This window comes from Streptomyces sp. NPDC055243, assembly GCF_044544025.1.
Lineage (GTDB): Bacteria > Actinomycetota > Actinomycetes > Streptomycetales > Streptomycetaceae > Streptomyces.
In genome coordinates this window covers 719,000-736,513 of the sequence record NZ_JBITWR010000001.1, presented here as the reverse complement: position 1 = coordinate 736,513, position 17,514 = coordinate 719,000, and the positions used below count along the sequence as shown (strand labels likewise).

9 protein-coding genes and 1 pseudogene are annotated in these 17,514 nt (G+C 72.7%); 5 read left to right on the top strand and 5 right to left on the bottom strand.

The window, feature by feature from the left end; translation table 11 throughout:
* Positions 1–34: 34 nt before the first annotated feature.
* Positions 35–394 (top strand): rhodanese-like domain-containing protein, encoded by a 360-nt coding sequence (locus ACIGXX_RS03200; RefSeq protein WP_351156488.1) that lies wholly within the window; start codon positions 35–37, stop codon positions 392–394.
* Positions 391–1,134 (top strand): sulfite exporter TauE/SafE family protein, encoded by a 744-nt coding sequence (locus ACIGXX_RS03195; protein WP_351156490.1) that lies wholly within the window; start codon positions 391–393, stop codon positions 1,132–1,134. Before ACIGXX_RS03200 ends, ACIGXX_RS03195 begins: the two co-directional genes overlap by 4 nt.
* Positions 1,135–1,208: 74 nt before the next feature.
* On the opposite strand, the gene ACIGXX_RS03190 is transcribed toward ACIGXX_RS03195, so the two are convergent.
* On the bottom strand, positions 1,209–1,487 hold the full coding sequence (locus tag ACIGXX_RS03190; RefSeq protein WP_225823872.1) for a metal-sensitive transcriptional regulator: 279 nt from the start codon (positions 1,485–1,487) through the stop codon (positions 1,209–1,211).
* A 67-nt stretch (positions 1,488–1,554) separates the two neighbouring features.
* On the opposite strand from ACIGXX_RS03190, the gene ACIGXX_RS03185 reads away from it, so the two are divergent.
* On the top strand, positions 1,555–2,124 hold the full coding sequence (locus ACIGXX_RS03185) for a rhodanese-like domain-containing protein (RefSeq protein ID WP_399972200.1): 570 nt from the start codon (positions 1,555–1,557) through the stop codon (positions 2,122–2,124).
* 307 nt (positions 2,125–2,431) lie between these two features.
* Complete coding sequence (locus ACIGXX_RS03180) at positions 2,432–2,785, top strand: hypothetical protein (RefSeq protein ID WP_351156494.1); 354 nt, start codon at positions 2,432–2,434, stop codon at positions 2,783–2,785.
* A 148-nt stretch (positions 2,786–2,933) separates the two neighbouring features.
* Here ACIGXX_RS03180 and ACIGXX_RS03175 read toward each other — a convergent pair whose 3' ends face one another.
* Both ACIGXX_RS03175 and ACIGXX_RS03170 read right to left on the bottom strand, forming a co-directional pair.
* Positions 2,934–3,497, bottom strand: coding sequence for a dihydrofolate reductase family protein (locus tag ACIGXX_RS03175; RefSeq protein WP_361473834.1), 564 nt, complete (start codon positions 3,495–3,497; stop codon positions 2,934–2,936).
* A gap of 105 nt (positions 3,498–3,602) precedes the next feature.
* On the bottom strand, positions 3,603–4,250 hold the full coding sequence (locus tag ACIGXX_RS03170) for a methyltransferase domain-containing protein (protein ID WP_361473837.1): 648 nt from the start codon (positions 4,248–4,250) through the stop codon (positions 3,603–3,605).
* Between the two features lie 236 nt (positions 4,251–4,486).
* On the opposite strand from ACIGXX_RS03170, the gene ACIGXX_RS03165 reads away from it, so the two are divergent.
* Positions 4,487–5,140 carry a response regulator transcription factor gene (locus ACIGXX_RS03165; protein ID WP_399972194.1) on the top strand — a complete coding sequence of 218 codons (654 nt, stop codon included), beginning with the start codon at positions 4,487–4,489 and terminating at the stop codon, positions 5,138–5,140.
* A 153-nt stretch (positions 5,141–5,293) separates the two neighbouring features.
* On the opposite strand, the gene ACIGXX_RS03160 is transcribed toward ACIGXX_RS03165, so the two are convergent.
* Both ACIGXX_RS03160 and ACIGXX_RS03155 read right to left on the bottom strand, forming a co-directional pair.
* Entirely contained in the window at positions 5,294–6,052 is a 759-nt protein-coding gene (locus ACIGXX_RS03160) for a thioesterase II family protein (protein WP_399972191.1), read from the bottom strand.
* Positions 6,053–6,144: 92 nt separating this feature from the next.
* Positions 6,145–17,478, bottom strand: a pseudogene (locus tag ACIGXX_RS03155) (SDR family NAD(P)-dependent oxidoreductase); the annotation flags it as partial.
* Between the last annotated feature and the right edge of the window lie 36 nt (positions 17,479–17,514).

Here is a 17,514-nt window from a genome sequence, read left to right as displayed (position 1 = left end):
GTCCGCCCGGGGTCAGAGCATCAGAGGAAGCATCATGCTCTTGCCGCACAGCGGCCCCGGCCGCATCACACCGGCACAGGCCCGCCGCGCCGTCGAGGACGGCTCCGCGCTGCTCGCCGACGTCCGTGAGGAGAACGAGTTCGGGGCCGGCCACGCCCCCGGGGCAACGCTCTGGCCGCTGTCGCGGCTGGCCCGGGGCGCGGCTCCGCCCGGTCCCGATGACGGCCGTGGTCTCGTGCTGATCTGCCGCTCCGGCAACCGCTCCCAGCAGGCCGTGCGCCTGCTCGCCGAGCGCGGTGTGACGGCTGTCGACGTCATCGGCGGCATGGTGGACTGGGCCGATCAGGGTCTGCCCGTCCAGGACGCGCACGGGGCGGCGGGCACCGTCATATGACCGCGTTCGTGCTCGCCCTGCTCGCCGGGGCGCTGGTCGGTCTCGCCCTGGGCTCACTCGGGGCGGGCGGCAGCATCCTGACCGTCCCCGCCCTGACCTACCTGCTCGGCTTCAGCCCGGCCGAGGCCACCACTGCCAGCCTGATCATCGTGATCGCCACCTCGCTCACCGCGCTGGTGGCCCACGCCCGGGCGGGAACGGTGCGCTGGCGAGCCGGACTGCTGTTCGCCGCAGCGGGACTGCTGCCCGCCGCGGCGGCCGGCCTGCTGTCCGCGCGCATCCCCGCCACGGTGCTGACCCTGGCCTTCGCCGCCCTCGCGGTGCTCGCCGGACTGCGCATGCTGCGCCCGCGCACACCGCCGGTGAACGGAACAGTGTCGGCGCCCCGCGCAACGGGAGCGGGCGCCGCGCTGGGTGCGGTGACCGGATTCCTCGGGGTCGGCGGCGGCTTCCTCGCCGTCCCCGCCCTGGTGGCGGCGCTGGCGGTGCCGATGAGCGCGGCCGTCGGCACGAGCCTGCTGGTCATCGTCGCCAACGCGCTGGTCGCTCTCGCGGCCCGGGCGGCCACCGAGGTCAGCCTGGACTGGGCTCTGATCATGCCGTTCATCGCGACGGCGGTCCTGGGGGCGTGGGACGGCAAGCGGCTGTCCGCGAAGGTCCAGCCCGCCGTCCTGCAGCAAGTCTTCGGCGGCCTGCTGCTGACGGTAGCCGCGGTGATGGCGACCGGCGCCCTGCTGTGAAACACCCGTGGGGCCTGCCGCGGACGCCCCGCTGTCGGCACGTCCGCGGCAGGCCCCACGGGAGGGCGGAACGGTCAGGCCAGCGAAAGGAACAGCTTCTCCAGCCGGGCGCGCATCTGCGCCGAGTCGCGCACCTGCGGGTCCTCGCTGGTCATGCACTGCTGCAGACCCGTCGCGATGATCGAGAACCCGGCCCGGTCCAGCGCCTTGGAGACCGCGGACAACTGCGTGACCACGTCCTCGCAGTCCCGGCCCTCCTCGATCATCTTGATCACTCCCGCGAGCTGGCCCTGCGCCCGCCGTAGCCGGTTCAGCGCCGACTTCAGTTCCTCGGCACTCATGTCGAGTTGCACACCAACCTCCTCTCATACCCCCACGGGTATCCTACCGTGGGAACCAGCCCAGAAAGGCATCTGTTCCGTGACCACCACCGCACTCACTCCCGCCCAGGCCACCGCCCGCTTCGGCGAGTTCACCGTGATCGACGTACGCACCCCCGGCGAGTACGCCACCGGCCACCTGCCCGGCGCCCACAACATCCCCCTGGACCGCCTGGACACGGCCGCCGACACCCTGAGGAAGGCCGCACAGCGCACGCCGCTCCTCGTCGTCTGCGCCTCCGGAACACGCTCCGCCAGGGGCTGCGCCCAGCTGGCCGCCCACGGCATCGATGCCGCCACCCTCGAAGGCGGCACCACCGCCTGGGCCTCTGCGGGCCACGAGGTCGAGCGCCCGGCCGGCGCCCGCGCGACCTGGCCCATGGACCGCCAGGTCCGCCTCGCCGCCGGCACCCTGGTCCTCACCGGCTTCGTGGCCGGTCTCGCCTGGACGCCCGCGCACTGGCTGTCCGGGGCCATCGGCGCCGGACTCGTCTTCTCCGGCGTGACCAACACCTGCGGCATGGCCGCAGCCCTGGCCAAGATGCCCCACAACCGTCCCCCGAAGAACGCGGTCTCCTTCCGGGAGACCCTGCTGCGTCTGGCCCCTTGACCTCCGTGCCTGCCCGGGCCGTGACCGACCGTCGTGTGCGGGGCGGCGGCGGTCTGAGCGCCCCAGAGACGGGCGAAGGCATCGGAAACCTCTCGCAGTTCCCGCACGCGACGAGCGGCAAGTGGCAAGTGGCAAGTGGCAAGCACGAACTCGGAATCGGTGGGCCTGAAATAGATGGTCTTTTCCGGTTGGCGCTATTCGTCCTCTGCCAGCCGCGCTCCGGGCGCTACCGTCCCAGGGGATCGGACAGCAGCCCCATGTAGCCGAGTAGCCGAGTAGCCGAGTAGCCGAGAGGGGAAAGCACACCATGAGCGATGCGACCTTCCGTCCCGGAACACCAGAGGCCACGATCCGCCGCAACCAGGCCTGGACGTCGGGGAACGGGCGGGCGATCCTGCGCCTTCAGGAGGACGGCAACTTCGTCCTCTACAGGGAATCGGTCTCCAAGCCGGTGTGGGCGTCCAACACGGCCGGCGAACAGGCGGCCTACGCCGTCATGCAGGAGGACGGCAATCTCGTCGTCTACACAGAGAACGACAAGCCTCTCTGGGCCTCCGACACCAACGGGCGTAGCGGTGCCCACCTGGCCGTCCAGGACGACGGCAACGTCGTCATCTACCACCAGGGCGCGCCGATCTGGGCGACCGACACCGGCGACTGACCGACGAGCGGATCGGCGGGAGCCCGCGGGGCCCTTGGCCCGGCGCACGGCGAACATCCGGCGTACGTGCGTGGGGCGGGCGAGCCGGATGACATGACGTCCTCGGACTTGCTCAGGCCGGGTTCGGGCGGCGAAGGCCCGCCAAGGCCTAGCGCGCCACGCGGTAGCGGAGGTAGATGGCCTTCGAGGCGAACGTGCGGGTCTCGACGAGTTCGAGATTCACCTGGCGCTCGTGCTGGGGGAAGAACGGAATGCCGCCGCCCACCAGTACCGGGTGGACCACGACCCGGTACTCGTCGATCAGACCCGCCGCGGCCGCCTCGGCGGCGAGTGTCGCGCCGCCGATCGCGATCTCGCCGTCTCCCGGCTCGGCCCGCAACCGCTCGATCTCCTCGGCCAGGCCGCCGGACAGCAGGCGTGCATTGCCCTGCACCTCCGACAGCGTGGTGGAGAACACCACCTTGGGCAGCGGCTTCCAGAGCCCGGCCCATTCGAGGTTCGCCTCATCGAGCGACGGGTCCTGGTCGGCGGTCTCCCAGTACAGCATCGTCTCGTACAGCCGTCGGCCCAGCAGGTGGACGTCGATCCCCCGAATCTCGTCGATCCAGAAGCGGAAGACCTCCGCGTCGGGCGCGCCCCAGTCGATGCCGCCGTCCGGGCCGGCGATGTAGCCGTCAAGGGAGACGTTCATCGAATAGGTCACGCTGCGCATCAGAGGTCCTCCTCGGTGTCGGTTCGACAGTACGACCGCCGAAGGCCGCAGGGGCGGCACGGCTCGCGGGATCCCCTGGGCCAAGGCGGTTCCTCCTGGGCCTGCCTACGCTTTGCGGGCGAGCAGTTGGATCTCCTTGAACTGTCGGCGGTCGGTGGGCTGCGGCTCTCGGACCATCCGGGCCACCTCGGCCAACCCGGACTCGCGCAGCAGCGCGGCGAGGTGGTCGGGCCACCACCGATAGGCGGGTGCGACCGCGTGGTCGAAGACCTGCGTCAGGTGGGTCTGGTCCTCGCTCGCCGAGAAGCCGATCAGGAGGTGACCGCCAGGTGCCAGAACGCGGTGGAACTCCGCCAGGATAACGGGGAGTTCCCGCGGCGGCGTGTGAATGACGGACCAACGGGAGAGCACGCCGCCCAGCGCGCCGTCAGCGATGTCCAGCGCGGCCATCGAGCCCACGTCGAACCGCAGGCCCGGATAGGCTTCTCGAGCCAATTCGATCATCGTGGGTGAGGCGTCGACACCGGATGCCAGCAGTCCCAACTCCGCCAGATGGGCCGTGACATGGCCAGGTCCGCACCCCAGGTCCGCGACCTGATTGTCCCCGCTCGCGCCGACCGCCTCGGCGAACACACCCAGGATCGCGCGGTCCAGGGGGCTGTCGCGCAACGTGTCGCGGAACAGTTGCGCATAGGTGTGAGCAGCATCGTCGTAGGCATCGCGGGTGGCACTGAGGGCATCGTGTTCGACCATGCTCCCGACAGTAGTTCCTGGCGCCCGGTGGGCAGGTCCCGAAGGAGCGGACGTCAGCGCAACATCAGCAGGACGTGAGCGGTGAGCACCAACCTGGTGATCAGGAACACGTTGAGCCTCCTAGGGCACCAACGCAGTACCTGATTATCTGGTCGACGAGGGGGTGGCGGCGCACACTCATGTCTGCCGTGCTCGAGCCCCCTGGGCCTTCATGGAAGCAGAAGGAGCTCTAGCCCGTGCAGCAGACCGTCGAGAGTGTCCCTACGACTGAGCGGGTGCTGTTGTCCGTTCACACATCGGACCCGATTTCCCGGGCCGGCGTACTCAGTCAGTTCCGTCAGTACCCGGAGATCGAGCTGGTGGACACCACCCGGCAGGACCGCGGCCAAGTCGCCCTGCTCGTCGCCTGTTCCGTCGACGAGACGACCTTGCTGAGCCTGCGCACACTCGTCCGCGTCAAGGGTGTCCGGGCGGTCCTGGTGGTGGACCGGATGCGGGAAGCCGACCTGTTGGATGTCGCCGGGTGCGGGGTCACCTCGATCGTATGGCGACGAGAGGCCACGCCCGCGCGGCTGCTGCGGGCCGTGCTCGCGGCTCACCGGGGTGACGGTGACTTACCGGCCGACTTATTAGGCACCTTCCTCACCCGTATGGGACAGCTCAAGAGCAGCACACCAAGTCCGGCCGGACTCCCCACGATGGGAATCACGCCACGCGAAGTCGAAGTCCTCCAGCTGGTCGCGGAGGGACTGGACACCGGGCAGATCGCGGTCAAGCTCGCGTACTCCGAGCGGACGGTGAAGAACGTCCTGCAGAATCTGACCTCCCGCCTCCAACTGCGCAACCGCACCCATGCGGTGGCCTACGCGGTGCGCGCGGGCTACATCTGAGGTCGCGCCAGGCCGCACCGCATCGTGTGGGCTCGTGCCACGGTGCCGCCGCATCGCGTGAGCTCATGCCTCGGTGCGCCGCATCGCGTACGGCGCGACGGGGGCTGGACCACCTTCTCGTCCAACCCCCGTTCTCCCCTGCCTGACCGGTGCCTAGCCGACGGTCACGGCGCCGCGCAGCGTCTCGCGCATCAGTGAGATCACCTCCGCCGCGCGCGGGCTGAGGAAGAAGTGACCCCCGCGGAACGTCTTGATGTCGAACGCGGCTGTCGTGTGGGAGCGCCACTCGTCCGCTTCCGGCCCCGTCGTCTTCGGGTCCGCGTCGCCCACCAGGGCGGTGATCGGGCAGTCGACGGTCGCGTCCACGGGTCCGTACGTCTCGATGGCCCGGTAGTCGCTGCGGATCGCGGGCAGCACCATCCGCAGCAGTTCCTCGTCACCGAGCACCTGGGCGTCGGTCCCGCTCATGGCCTTCATCTCGGCCACGATGCCGTCGTCGTCCCGCTGGTGGACGTTCTCCACGCGTCGCGTCGACGGTGCGCGGCGCCCGGAGGCGAAGAGCATCGCGGGCGTGTGGCCGCGCTCCTGGAGCCTGCGTGCGACCTCGAACGCGATGATCGCGCCCATGCTGTGCCCGAAGAACACGACGGGCCGGTCGAACAGGGGCGCCACCACGGGCGCGATCCGGTCGGCGAGCACGCCTATGTCGTCCACGTTCGGCTCGGACCGCCGGTCCTGACGGCCGGGGTACTGCAGGGCCGTCACGTCGCAGTCGCTCTGGAGCGCGGCCGATACGGGGAAGTAGAAGCTCGCCGATCCGCCCGCGTGCGGGAAACACACCAGCCGGACCGGGGAGTCCGGTGCGGGGTGGAACCGGCGGAGCCAGAGGTCGCTGCCGTCGGCAACAGTCATGTCGATCGTCCGTTCTGCTGTGGTTGTCGTACTCAGTGTGCGGATGACTCTGTTGTGTCTTCAGTGGTTCGCTGGTCTGTCTTTGGTTGCCCTCAGGGGGAGTTGGTGGTCCGGTCGTCGGCCAGCCAGGCCCGTACGGCGAGCGCCGTCGACTCCGAGTGGTCGTCCATGATCGTGAAGTGGTCGCCGGGGACGTCGGCGGCCTCGTGCGGCAGGGGCCACCGGGGGCGCCAGTCGTCCTCGGTCTCCAGCGCCTGCGACTCCCCCGGCGGGAAGGTGGCGTGCACGTACAGCGTCGGCGTGTCGATCGGTTCGGGCTCCCAGTCGCCGAACACGCGCAAGTAGCCGCCCTGCCCGGTCAGTTGCGCGCCCGACATCAGCTCGAACGCCTCGCTGGTCGCCGCGCGCTGCCGCAGCGCCTCCTCGAGCCGGCCCTCGAACGAGGTCGTCGCGGTGTAGGTGTCCACGAGCACCACGGCCGCCGGTGCGCTGCCCTGCTGTTCGAGCAGCGCGGCGACCGCGTTGGCCAGCCAGCCGCCCGACGAGTAGCCGACGAGCACGAACGGTCGGCCGCCGGCCTCCCTCCTGACGGCCTCGGCCTGGAAGCGCACGACCGCGTCCCTGGTCGCGGGCAGCGACTCCCCCGCCGCGAAGCCGGGGTTGGGCAGCACGGTCACGTCCCGCTCGCCCGCGAACACCGGGGCGAACCGGCCGAAGTAGTGCGGTCCGGAGGGCGCCATCGTCGGCGGCAGGCAGAGCAGCGGAGTGCCCGGCCCGGTCGCCAGCGTGACCGGCGGCAGTGCGGGCACCTCGTCCGGCGTCTCGAACACCGGGCGCACCCGGGCGGCCGCGTTCACCATCTGCCACCCCTCCTCGTACAGGCCGAGGTCGCAGGCCTGCCGGTACAGACCGGTGAGCGTGTCCTCGACCGCCAGGGCGGCGGTCGAGGCGGGAGCCTCACCCCCGGCGTCGGCCGCGGCCCCCGAGGCGAGTTCACGCCGGAGGTACCCGGCGAGCGCCGGTCCTGTCGGCTGGTCGAAGACGACGGTGGTGGGCAGGCGGAGCCCGGACGCGACGGCGAGCCGGTTACGCAGTTGCAGCGCGGTCAGGGAGTCCAGGCCGAGCTGGGTCAGGGCGCCGGAGACATCGAGCTCCTCCGGCACGTAGCCGAGCACGGCCGCCGTCTGGTCCCGGACGAACAGCAGGAGTTCCTGCCCCTGTTCCTCCTCCGTGAGACCGGCGAGGCGCTGCGCCAGCGGCTCCTCGCTCGTGGCGGCCGCCTTGGCGGCCCGCGGGCGTACGAGGCCGCGCAGCAGCGGTGGCACCTCGTCGGGCCCGCCGCGCAGGGCGGCGAGGTCGAGCCGCATCGGCACCACGACCGCGTCGTCCGCCGCGCAGCCGAGGTCGAACAGCGCGAGGCCCTGCTCCTCGGTCAGGCCCGCGAGACCGGAGCGGGAAAGCCGCTCCACGTCGCTGCCCGCCATGGCGCCGGTCATCGCACTTGCCGTCTCCCACAGGCCCCACGCCAGCGATGTCGCGGGGAGTCCGGCGGCCCTGCGGTGCTGGGTGAGCGCGTCGACGAACGCGTTGGCCGCCGCGTAGTTGCCCTGGCCGGGGCCGCCGAGGATGCCGGCGGCCGAGGAGAAGAGCACGAACGCGGAGAGGTCCAGGTCGCGGGTCTGCTCGTGCAGGTGCCAGGCCGCGTCGACCTTGGGGCGGAACACCCGGTCGACCTGGTCCGGGGTCAGCGAGCTGATCGTGCCGTCGTCCAGGACGCCCGCCGAGTGCACCACGCCGGTCAGCGGATGGTCCGACGGCACATCGGCAAGGAGTTCCGCCAGCGCGTTGGGGTCGGTGACGTCGCAGGCGGCGAGCGTCACGTGCGCGCCGAGGCCGGTCAGTTCGGTGCCGAGGTCCTCGGCGCCCGGGGCGGCAGGGCCGCTGCGGCTGGCCAGGACGAGGTGCCGTACGCCGTGCTCGGCCACGAGGTGCCGGGTGACGAGACCGCCGATCATGCCGGTGGCTCCGGTCACCAGGACGGTGCCACCGGGGGCGAACGCGATGCCGGAGTCCACGTCGGACGGCGGCCGGGTCCGCGCGATGCGCGGCACCAGCACCTCGCCGTCGCGCAGCGCCAATTGGGGCTCGGCGGCGGCGAGGGCGGCGGGCAATGCAGGCCAGGAGGTGTCGTGCCCGTCCACGTCGACCAGTGTGAACCGGTCGGGGTTCTCGGACTGCGCCGACCGGATCAGGCCCCACACCGCCGCGTCGGCGAGGCCGGGCACGTCCTCGTCGGGTCCGGTCGCGACGGCCCCGCGGGTCACGAAGACGAGGCGGGATGCGAGGAAACGGTCGTCGGCCAGCCACTCCTGGGCGATGCGCAGCGCGCGCAGGGCGGCCGTGCGGGCGGCGGCGACCGGCTCCGTGTCGTCCTCGGCGCACGGGACGACGACCAGCTCCGGCACCCCGGACTCGGCGAGGGCCGCGAGGCCGTCGTACTCCTCGACGGCGATACCGGCCGCGGCGAGACCCGCGCCGGCCTTCAGGTCGTCCGGGCCGACGACGGCGCAACCGCGGGCGGGAGCGGGAGTGGCCGCACGGGTCGGTGCGGCCACCCACTCCAGCCGGAACAGTGAATCGCGGTGGCGCGCACCCCAGTGGTCGGCGGCGATCGGCCGCAGGACCAGGGATGCGACCGTCGCCAGGGGGTTTCCCTGTACGTCGGTCAGTTCCAGGCAGACGGCGTCGGGTCCGGCAGGTGTGAGCCGTACCCGCGCCGCCGTGGCACCGGTCGCGTGCCAGCGGATCCCGCTCCAGGAGAACGGGAGCCGGGGGCGACCGGCGTCTTCGACGAGGCCGCCGAGCATGCAGGCGTGCAGCGCGGCGTCAAGCAGCGCCGGGTGGAGGCCGAACGAAGCGGCGTCCCGGTGCTGGTCCTCGTCAAGCTCGATCTCGGCGTACACGGCGCCCTCGCCGCGCCATGCTGCCCTCAGTCCCTGGAAGGCGGGCCCGTATCCGAACCCGGCCCCCTCCAGGCTGTCGTAGAGGCCCTCGATGTCGACGGGCTCGGCTTCGGCGGGCGGCCACTGCGCGGGCGCGGCCGGCTCGGCGGGGGCTCCGGTGGTGAGGAAGCCGGTGGCGTGCCGGGTCCAGTCGGCACCGGCGGCCGGGGCCTCCAATCCGACCGGTCCGTCCGGGCAGGAGTCGATGCTCAGCGCCCGGCGGCCGGAGCCGTCGTCGCCGCCGACCGTCACCCGCAGGCGTACTCCGCCGCGTTCGGGCAGCACCATCGGTGCGGCCAGGGCCAGTTCCTCCACCTCGTCCAGGCCGAGCCTGCCGCCCGCCGCGAGCGCGATCTCCGCGAAGGCGGTGCCGGGCAGGAGGATCGTCTGTGCGACGGCGTGGTCGGCGAGCCACGGGTGGGTGTCGGTGCCCAGCCTGCCGGTGCACACCAGGCCCTGCTCGTCGGCGAGGTCCACGGCGGCGCCGAGCAGCGGGTGATCGGCGTCCGCAAGGCCGAGACCACCGGCCGCTTCGACGAAGCGCAGGTCGCGGGGGGCGTCCAGCCAGTAGTGCTTGCGCTGGAAGGGGTAGGTGGGCAGGTCCACGTGCCGCCCGGCGGGCACGGTCTGCCGCCACTCGAACGGCAGGCCCCCTACGTACGCCTCGGCGGCGGAGAGCAGGAACCGGTCGAGACCGCCCTCGTCCCGGCGCAGCGTACCCACCATGACGGCGTCGCCACCGGTGGCCTCCACCGTCTCGGACACGCCGATGGTGAGCACGGGGTGCGGGCTGCACTCGACGAACGCGCCGACCCCGTGGTCGAGCAGGCCGCGCGTGGCCTCCTCGAACCGCACGGTATTCCGCAAATTCTGGTACCAGTAATCGGCACCCACCTCGGAACCGGTCAGCCACTCCCCCGTCACCGTGGACAGCATCGGCACACTCGCGGGCAGCGGCTCAACCCCGGCCAGCACGCCCGCCAACGCCTCCTCGATACGCTCCACATGCGGCGAATGCGAGGCATAGTCCACAGGCACCCGGCGGGCCCGCACCTCGTCGGCCGCGCAGGACTCGATCAGCTCGTCCAGTGCGTCGGCGTCGCCCGCCACCACCACCGACCGCGGGCCGTTCACGGCGGCGACGGATATGCGTCCCTCCCACCGCGCGATCCGCTCGCGCGCCTCGTCGACCGTCACGGCCACCGACACCATGCCGCCCTGGCCCGACAGGGCCAGGATCGCCTTGCTGCGCAGCGCGACCACCTTGGCGGCGTCGTCCAGCGAGAGCGCCCCCGCCACATGCGCGGCGGCGATCTCACCCTGGCTGTGGCCGACCACCGCGTCGGGCTCCACACCGTACGAACGCCACAGCGCGGCCAGCGACACCATCACCGCGAACAGCGCGGGCTGCACGACATCCACCCGCTCCAACTCGGCCCCATCGGCAAGTACTTCGTACAGCGACCAGTCCACATACGGGACGAGCGCCTCAGCGCACGCATCCAAGGAAGCGCGGAACACCGGCGAGGACTCCGCCAACTGGGCACCCATACCCAGCCACTGCGAACCCTGACCGGGGAACACAAACGCCACCTTCCCCACAGGCCGCGCGACACCGATCGCCACGCGGGTGGACTCGATGCCTGCGGACACCGCCGCCAGCGCCTCCGCTCCGCCCGCCACCACCACGGCCCGGTGGTCGAACACCGACCGCGACAGCAGGGCATCGGCCACGTCCTTCGTAGCCACCTCCCCTACAGAAAGGGCGAGTTGAGCGGCATACGCACGCAGAGCGCCCTCCGTACGTGCGGAGAACACCAGCGGAACCGGCCCGGAGACCGGTACTGGAGCCGGAGCGGGCTCCTCGGGCTCCGGGGCCTGCTCGATGATGGTGTGTGCGTTCGTCCCGCTCACTCCGAACGACGACACGGCCGCCCTGCGCGGTCGGCCGAGGGCCGGCCACGGCCGGGGCTCCTTCAGTACGTCGACCTCGCCCGCCGACCAGTCCACGTGCGGGGAGCGTTCGTCGACGTGCAGCGTCTTGGGCAGTTCGGCGTGCCGCAGCGCCATCACCATCTTGATCACGCCACCGACACCGGCGGCGGCCTGCGTGTGGCCGATGTTCGACTTCAGCGAGCCGAGCCACAGCGGCTCTCCGGCGCGGTCCTGGCCGTAGGTGGCAAGGAGTGCCTGGGCCTCGATCGGGTCGCCCAGGGTAGTGCCGGTGCCGTGCGCCTCGACCGCGTCCACGTCAGAGGCGTTCAGGCCCGCGTTCGCCAGGGCCTGGCGGATGACGCGCTGCTGGGAGGGGCCGTTCGGGGCGGTGAGGCCGTTGGACGCGCCGTCCTGGTTCACCGCCGAACCTCGCACGACCGCGAGGACGCGGTGGCCGTTGCGCCGGGCGTCCGAGAGGCGTTCGAGCACCAGCATGCCGATGCCCTCGCCCCAGCCGGTGCCGTCCGCGTCGGCGGAGAACGCCTTGCAGCGGCCGTCGGGGGCCAGGCCCCGCTGCCTGCTGAACTCCACGAAGGTCGCCGGGCTCGCCATCACGGTCACGCCACCGGCCAGGGCCAGCGTGCACTCACCGGAGCGCAGCGCCTGGGCCGCCAGGTGCATGGCCACCAGCGACGACGAGCACGCCGTGTCCACGGTGACCGCGGGTCCTTCGAGGCCGAACACGTAGGAGACCCGGCCGGACGCGACGCTGCCCGAGCTGCCGACGCCGAGCTGGCCCTCGAAGCCTTCCGGGGAGCGGCCGAGCCGTGCCGCGTAGTCGTTGTACATCACGCCCGCGAAGACTCCGGTCGCGCTGCCGCGCAGCGACTTCGGGTCGATGCCGGCCCGCTCGAACGCCTCCCAGGAGGTCTCCAGGAGCAGTCGCTGCTGCGGGTCGACCGCGAGCGCCTCACGGGGCGACATGCCGAAGAACGCAGGGTCGAACTCGGCGGCGTCGTGCAGGAATCCACCCGATCTGACGGTGCTGGTACCGGTGTTCTCGGGGTCGGGGTCGTAGAGCGCCTCCACGTCCCAGCCCCGGTTGTCCGGGAAGTCGGACACCGCGTCACGGCCCTCGGCGACCAGTCGCCACAGGTCCTCGGACGAGCGCACTCCGCCGGGATAGCGGCAGCTCATGCCGACGATGGCGATCGGCTCGTCGTCGGCCGCGGCCGTGCGGACGGCCGCCGTCCGCGTGTCGTCGTCGCCGAGCAGCGTGGCGCCCAGGTGCTTCGCGAGGGCCAGGGGCGTCGGGTAGTCGAAGACCAGCGTGGCGGGCAGGCGAAGGCCCGTGGCCGCGTCGAGCCGGTTGCGCAGCTCGACGGCGGTGAGCGAGTCGAACCCGAGCTCGTCGAAGGCCCGCTCCGCTTCCACCGCGGCGGCGGACGCGTGGCCGAGGACGGCGGCGACACAGGTGCGTACGAGGTCGAGCAGCGCCGGGAGTCGCTCCTCCCCCGGCAGGGCGGAGATCCGCGCCGCCAGGCCCCCGTCGGCCTTGGCGGCCTCGGGGCGCGCCGTGCGCACCAGCGCGCGGAGCAGCGGGGGGACGGTCTCGGGGCGGGCCCGCAGCGGGGCCAGGTCGAGGCGCATGGGCACGGCCACGGCCGATGGCAGCGCGAGGGCGGCGTCGAACAGGCGCAGCCCCTCCTCGGCGGACAGCGCGGTGACACCGGCCCGTGCGAGGCGGCCGCGGTCGGTCGCGGCGAGGTCGTCGGTCATGCCGCTCGCGTCCGCCCACAGGCCCCATGCCAGCGATGTCGCGGGCAGGCCCTGCGCTCGCCGGTGCTGGGCGAGCGCGTCCAGGAACGCGTTGGCCGCCGAGTAGTTGGCCTGGCCTGCGTTGCCGAACGTGCCCGCAGCTGAGGAGAACAGCACGAATGCCGAGAGGTCCAGGTCGCGGGTCAGCTCGTGCAGGTGCCGGGCCGCGTCGACCTTGGGCCGGAAGACGGTGTCGATCCGCTCCGGGGTCAGGGACTCGATGACGCCGTCGTCCAGGACGCCCGCCGCGTGGACGACGGCGGTGACGGGGTGCTCGGCGATGAGTTCGGCCACCGCGTCACGGTCGGCCACATCACAGGCGACCGACGTGACCTCCGCGCCCAGAGCGGCCAGTTCGTCGTTCAGCGTGGCGACTTGGCCGCGCCTGCTGGCGAGGACCAGGCGCCGCACGCCGTGTTCCACGACCAGGTGGCGGGCCACCAGGCCGCCGAGCATCCCGCTCGCACCGGTCACCAGGACCGGTCCGGCGCCGAAGTCCGGCCCCTCTTCGGTGTCGGGACGGGCCCGTACCAGCCTCGGAACCAGCAGTTCACCGGCGCGCAGGGCCAGTTGGGGCTCACCGGTCGCGACGGCGCCCGACAGGGTGTGAGCTGCGACCTCCGACCAGTCCACGTCAGGGTCGGTGTCGGTGTCGGTATCGATGAGCACGAACCGGCCGGGGTGCTCGGCCTGTGCCGCGCGTACGAGGCCCCACACAGGGGCGTTGGAGAGGTCGAGGACGTCCTCGTCGGGGCCGGCCGCCACCGCGCCTCCGGTGACGAACACCAGCCGCGCCGAGCCGAACCGTTCGTCGGCGAGCCAGGCGCGCACCAGGGCCAGCGCCCGGTAGGTGGCTTCCGCAGGGTTCGCTGCCGGGGGCACGGGGGCGAACACGAGGTCCGGCACCTCGCCGTCCGCCAGCGCGGCCAGGTCCGCGTCGCCCAGGACAGCCCAGCGGGACGAGGGCGATTCGGCGGGCCGCACCTGTGTCCAGTCGACCCGGAACAGCGAGTCGAGGCGGTCGCCGGTGAGGCCGTCCGCCGTCAGGGGCCGCAGCGACAGTTCCTCGACCGAGGCGACGGGGGCGCCCGTGCCGTCGCTCAGGGCGATCGCGACGCCCGAGGAGCCCGCCGGGGACAGCCGCCCGCGCAGCGCCGACGCGCCGCTGCTGTGCAGCCGTACACCGCGCCAGGAGTACGGCAGGTGCAGCCGCTCCGTGTCGGTGACGAAGCCGCCGAGGCCGATGGCGTGCAGCGCGGAGTCGAGCAGCGCGGGGTGCAGTCCGAAGGAGCCCGCGCTGTCCTGGTCGGGCAGCTCCAGCTCCACGAACACCTCGTCGCCGCGGCGCCATGCCGCGCGCAGGCCGCGGAACGCGGGCCCATAGCCGAGCCCGGCGTCGGCGAGGTCGTCGTAGCGGCCCTCGATGTCGATCCGCTCGGCCCCGGCAGGCGGCCAGGCGCTCGTGTCGACGGCCGCCGAAGCCACGGCTTCCGCCGTGAGGGTGCCGGAGGCGTGCCGTGTCCACGGCTGGTCGTCCGGCGCGTCGTCGGCCCGGGAGTACACGCTCAGGGCGCGGCGGCCCGACTCGTCCGGCGCCCCGACGGACACCTGGAGGCGGACCGCGCCGTCCGCCGGCAGGACCAGCGGCGCCGCCAGCGTCAGCTCCTCGATGTGGTCGAGCCCGACCTGGTCGCCCGCCCTGACCGCGAGTTCCACCAACGCGGCGCCGGGTACGAGGACCACGCCCCCGACGGTGTGGTCGGCCAGCCACGGGTGGGTGGCCAGGGAGAGCCTGCCGGTGAGCAGGGCGCCCTCCTCGTCGGCCAGGGTGACCGCGGCGCCGAGCAGCGGGTGGTCGGCGGGGCGCAGGCCCACCGAGGCCACGTCGCCCACGTGGGCGCCGACGTCCAGCCAGTACCGGGTGCGCTGGAACGGGTACGTGGGCAGGTCGGTGCGCCGGGCGCCACGGCCCGCGAAGACCGCCTGCCAGTCGAGGGCGACGCCCCGCACGTGCAGGGCCGCTACCGCCGAGGTGAGCGTGGCGCCCTCGGGCCGGTTCGCGCGCGTCCCGGCGACAAGCAGCGCGCCCTCGTCGGCGCAGTCGCGGCCGGCCGCGGTCAGGACCGCGTCGGGGCCGAGCTCCAGGAAGTTGGTGACGCCCTGCTCGCCCAGGCACCGCACGCCGTCGAGGAACCGCACCGCCTCGCGGACGTGGCGCACCCAGTGTTCCGGGTCGCTCGCCTGCGCCGGGGTCAGGACGGCGCCGGTCAGGGTGGACACCACCGGGATCGCCGGGGTGCCGTAGGTGATGGTGCGGGCCACGGCGCGGAAGTCGTCGAGGACGGCGTCCACATGGGGCGAGTGGAAGGCGTGGCTGACCCGCAGGTAGCGGGTCTTGCCGCCGCGCTCCCGCCACGCCTCGTCGATCGCGGCCACGGCGTCGGCGTCGCCCGCGATCACCGTGGACTCGGGGCCGTTGACCGCCGCGACGTCCACCGTGCCGCCGTGCTCGGCGACCAGGCGGCGGACGGTGTCCTCGTCAGCGCGCAGCGACAGCATCGCTCCGCCCTCGGGCAGGGCGCCCATCAGCCGGCCGCGGGCGGCGACCAGCGTGCACGCGTCGGCGAGGGAGAACACGCCCGACACGTGCGCCGCCGCGAGTTCGCCGATGGAGTGGCCCGCGAGAAACTGCGGGGTGAGGCCCCACGCGGTGACGAGGCGGAACAGCGCCACCTCGATCGCGAACAGGGCGGGCTGTGTGTAGGTGGTCCGGTCGAGCAGGGCGGCGGCCTCGGTGCCGGGCTCGGCGAGGAGCACGTCCCGCAGCGGCCGGTCCAGGTGCGGGTCCAGGCCCGCGCAGACCTCGTCGAGGGCCTGTGCGAACAGCGGGAACTCCCCGTACAGCTCGCGGCCCATGCCGACGCGCTGGCTGCCCTGTCCGCTGAACAGGAACGCGAGCTTGCCGCGCGTGCCGACCGTGCCGCGCACCAGGTTCGGCGCTTCACCACCGGCTGCGAGGGCATCGAGGCCGCGCAGCAGTTCCGCGCGGTCCGTGCCGACGACGGCGGCCCGGTGCTCGAGGGCGGTCCTGCTCACGGCGAGCGAGTAGCCGATGTCCACCGGCGTCTCGTCCCGGCCCTCCAGGTGGGACAGGAGGGAGGCGGCGCGCTCGCGCAGGGCGGCCGGGTCGTTGCCGGAAAGCACCCACGGCACGGCGTCGGCGAGGACGGGGTCGGCCAACTCGGCGGGCCCGCCCAGCTCGTCCGCGTCCTGCTCGCCGTCGGCGTCCTCGGCCGGGGCCTGTTCGATGACGACGTGGGCGTTGGTTCCGCTGATGCCGAAGGACGACACCGCCGTCCTGCGCGGCTGCCCGGTCTCCGGCCACGGCCGTGCCTCGGTCAGCAACTCGACGGCGCCCGCCGACCAGTCGACGTGCCGGGAACGCTCGCCGACGTGCAGGGTGGGCGGCAGTACGCCGTGCCGCATCGCCATGACCGTCTTGATCACGCCCGCGACGCCTGCGGCGGCCTGCGTGTGGCCGATGTTGGACTTCACCGAGCCGAGCCACAGCGGCCGGTCGGCGGGACGGTCCTTGCCGTAGGTGGCGAGGAGCGCCTGAGCTTCGATCGGGTCGCCGAGGGTGGTGCCGGTGCCGTGCGCCTCGACCGCGTCGACCTGGGCGGCGGTCAGTCCGGCGCTGTCGAGCGCCTGGCGGATGACGCGCTGCTGCGAGGGGCCGTTGGGCGCGGTGAGGCCGTTGGACGCGCCGTCCTGGTTCACCGCCGAACCGCGCACGATCCCGAGGACGGTGTGGCCGTTGCGCCGGGCGTCGGAAAGGCGCTCCAGGAGGAGCATGCCGGCGCCCTCGCCCCAGCCGGTGCCGTCGGCGTCCTCGGAGAAGGACTTGCACCGGCCGTCTGCGGCCAGGCCGCGCTGCTTGCTGAAGCCGATGAACGTGTCCGGGGTCGCCATCACGGTGACCCCGCCCGCGAGGGCGAGCGTGCACTCGCCGGAGCGCAGCGCCTGGGCGGCCAGGTGCAGCGTGACCAGGGAGGACGAGCAGGCGGTGTCCACCGTGACGGCGGGCCCCTCAAGGGCGAACGTGTACGACACGCGGCCGGAGGCGACGCTGCCGAAGCTGCCGGTGCCGAGGAAGCCCTCCACTCCCTCCGGCACCGACCGCAGCCGCGACGTGTAGTCGTGGTACATCACTCCGGCGAACACGCCCGTCCTGCTGCCGCGCAGCGACGACGCGTCGATCCCGGCCCGCTCGAACGCCTCCCAGGAGGTCTCCAGGAGCAACCGCTGCTGCGGGTCCATCGCAAGGGCCTCGTACGGCGAGATCCCGAACACGCCGGGGTCGAACTCGGCCGCGTCGTGCAGGAACCCGCCCTCGGTGCGGAACACGCGGTCGGGGTCCTCGGGGTCGGACAGCTCGACGTCGCCCCAGCCGCGGTCGGCGGGGAACGCCGTCACGCCGTCGCGGCCGCCTACGACCAGCTCCCACAGGTCCTCGGGGGAGCGTACGTCGCCGGGGTAGCGGCAGCTCATGCCGATGATCGCCACCGGCTCCTGCTCGCCCTCCTCGACCTCGCGCAGGCGCCTGCGGGTGTCACGCAGGTCGGCGGTGACCCGCTTCAGGAAATAGCGGAGCTTGTCCTCGTTGTCCATCGTTCTCAACTCCAGGGAACGTTCGTGCACGTGCGG

What these genes read in the sequence shown, in the direction of transcription:
- ACIGXX_RS03200 (WP_351156488.1), top strand. Translation starts at nt 35, where the DNA reads ATGCTCTTGCCGCACAGCGGCCCCGGCCGCATCACACCGGCACAGGCC.
- ACIGXX_RS03195 (WP_351156490.1), top strand. Translation starts at nt 391, where the DNA reads ATGACCGCGTTCGTGCTCGCCCTGCTCGCCGGGGCGCTGGTCGGTCTC.
- ACIGXX_RS03180 (WP_351156494.1), top strand. Translation starts at nt 2,432, where the DNA reads ATGAGCGATGCGACCTTCCGTCCCGGAACACCAGAGGCCACGATCCGC.
- ACIGXX_RS03175 (WP_361473834.1), bottom strand. Translation starts at nt 3,497, where the DNA reads ATGCGCAGCGTGACCTATTCGATGAACGTCTCCCTTGACGGCTACATC.
- ACIGXX_RS03170 (WP_361473837.1), bottom strand. Translation starts at nt 4,250, where the DNA reads ATGGTCGAACACGATGCCCTCAGTGCCACCCGCGATGCCTACGACGAT.
- ACIGXX_RS03160 (WP_399972191.1), bottom strand. Translation starts at nt 6,052, where the DNA reads ATGACTGTTGCCGACGGCAGCGACCTCTGGCTCCGCCGGTTCCACCCC.